Annotated in this window: 2 protein-coding genes and 1 pseudogene; all 3 read right to left on the minus strand. The window is 47.5% G+C overall.

The genetic code is table 11. The annotated features are described in order from the left end of the window. Positions 1 to 596: DnaD domain protein (locus tag GRP75_RS24580; RefSeq protein WP_202404299.1), on the minus strand; the 596-nt coding region annotated here is incomplete at its 3' end. A gap of 63 nt (positions 597 to 659) precedes the next feature. Then, positions 660 to 1,955, minus strand: coding sequence for an asparagine--tRNA ligase (asnS, locus tag GRP75_RS24585; RefSeq protein ID WP_013310674.1), 1,296 nt, complete (start codon positions 1,953 to 1,955; stop codon positions 660 to 662). A gap of 132 nt (positions 1,956 to 2,087) precedes the next feature. Further along, positions 2,088 to 2,361 (minus strand): annotated as a pseudogene (locus GRP75_RS24590) (acetate kinase); the annotation flags it as partial.

Here is a 2,361-nt window from a genome sequence, read left to right on the forward strand (position 1 = left end):
CTCCACTCCAGCAAAATACGGTCTATATACCGGAAATGTACCTTCCCTGCAAATACCGCTTCCTTCAAAGCCAGCAAAATCAGCTCCTCGGGATACCGATCCTGATCCACCCAGCTGGTGATCGTCTCGTATTCCATCGGTGATAATGGCCGCCCGAATTCTTTCTCAAAAATCGTAAACAAATTCCGTTCTTCTGTAAGCGGGGATTCTGATATTCCATTCAGTAAATCCGGCTTTCCGGCAAACAAAATGTCATCTTCATCGTGTTGCTCGTTACGCTCGGCGATCATACATTCTGCCAACTTACGATACAGCCCCGTCAAATTGTAACGTTCGAATTGTACGGATGAACTGCGGTCTTCTACGGAATCGATTCTCAAAAATCCTTCTTTCATGAGCTTACTGAAATAGAGTGCGATTTCGTTCGCAGTACATCCGATACGGGTCTGCAATTGTTCCCATGTCGGAAATTCATTACGTTCCGCTTGTTTAAAGGCAAGCAACTGCATCAGTAGCAGCATTTCACCATCTGTCAGCCGAAGTGTCCGATAATGCTTGAGCAGGGCATAGGGAATCTGGACCATTCCGGCTTCCATAGCAAAGGCTACTCCCTCCGCCCATTCTGCCGCTGATGTCTTGTCGAATGATCCGGTCATCGGTTACGGATACAAACGATACAGCATACGTGGGAACGGAATCGTTTCACGTACATGATCGAGTCCACAAATCCATGCTACTGTACGCTCCAGGCCCAGACCAAAGCCGGAATGCGGAACGGTACCATAGGTGCGCAGGTCCATATACCATTGGTAGGCTTCACGAGCCAAGTTATGCTCGTTAAAACGTTCTTCCATCAATGCTGGATCATCAATCCGTTGGGAACCCCCGATAATTTCGCCATAGCCTTCAGGAGCGATCATATCGGCACACAGAACAACCTCTGGACGGGTTGGGTCTGGTTTCATATAGAATGCCTTAATGTGAGTTGGCCAATGTGTAATGAACACAGGTTTGTTATATCTTTCAGCAATCGCCGTTTCATGAGGAGCACCAAAGTCTTCGCCCCATGGGATATCGAAACCTTCACCTTGAAGGAAGGCAATCGCCTCATCATACGTAATACGTGGAAATTCGCCTTGAATTTGCTCCAGCTTCGAAACATCGCGTCCGATTGTTTCAAGCTCCTTCGCACAGTTTTTCAGGACAGATTGCACGATATGGCTTACAAACTGCTCCTGAACGCGCAAGGATTCTTCATGATCCACAAAAGCCATCTCAGGCTCGATCATCCAGAACTCAATCAGGTGACGACGTGTTTTGGACTTTTCCGCACGGAAAGTTGGACCAAAGGAATACACTTTGCCCAGCGCCATTGCCGCGGCTTCCATATACAACTGTCCGCTTTGTGTCAAATACGCATCTTCATCAAAATATTTAATGTGGAACAACTCTGTTGTACCTTCTGCAGAGGAAGGAGTCAAAATAGGTGGGTCCACCTTCGTAAAGCCGTTGCCGTTAAAGAATTCCTGTACAGCACGGATAATTTCCGCCCGTACGATCAGAACAGCACGTTGCTTGGCGGAACGCAGCCACAAGTGACGATGATCCATCAGGAAATCTACACCATGCTCTTTGGGTGTAATCGGGTAGTTTTCGGTCAAATGAATAATTTCAATGCCTGTAACCGTTAATTCAAAGCCCGATTGGCTACGCGGTTCTTCACGCACCACTCCAGTAACGTAAAGGGAGCTCTCTTGAGTCAAGGATTTGGCGTCATTCCAAATATCCTCGGACACTTCGCTTTTCACGATAACCCCTTGAATATACCCACTACCATCGCGCAGTTGCAGGAACTGAATTTTACCACTAGATCGTTTATTGTTTACCCAAGCGCCGATTGTAACCGTTTCCCCTACATGGCGGCCCACTTGGGCAATCGTACTTTTATTCGTCATGACCGTCTCTCTCCTCGTAACCGAAAATCAAACAGCCCTTCCCCCTGGGTCAGGCTGTTTGCTCTCGCTGTTTGGTGCATGCGGATCTCAAACAATAGTCCGCATGCATAAAGTTTACACTTTCGAACCGAACTACTGAACCAGACGGAACGTGTCGCGGGCAATAACCAGTTCTTCGTTCGTTGGAATGATCAGTACTTCTACCTTTGAATTTGCAGTTGTAATCCGACGAGGCTCGCCAGAACGAATAGCATTCAACGATTCATCCAGCTCGATACCGAGGAATGTCAATTGCTCCAACACTCTCTTACGCAGAACGATGGAGTTCTCGCCTACACCTGCTGTAAATGCAATTACGTCTACCCCGTTCATTGCGGCAGCATACGATCCAATGTATTTGCGCAGA

This window comes from Paenibacillus sp. OT2-17, from assembly GCF_009827695.1.
Taxonomy (GTDB): domain Bacteria; phylum Bacillota; class Bacilli; order Paenibacillales; family Paenibacillaceae; genus Paenibacillus; species Paenibacillus polymyxa_B.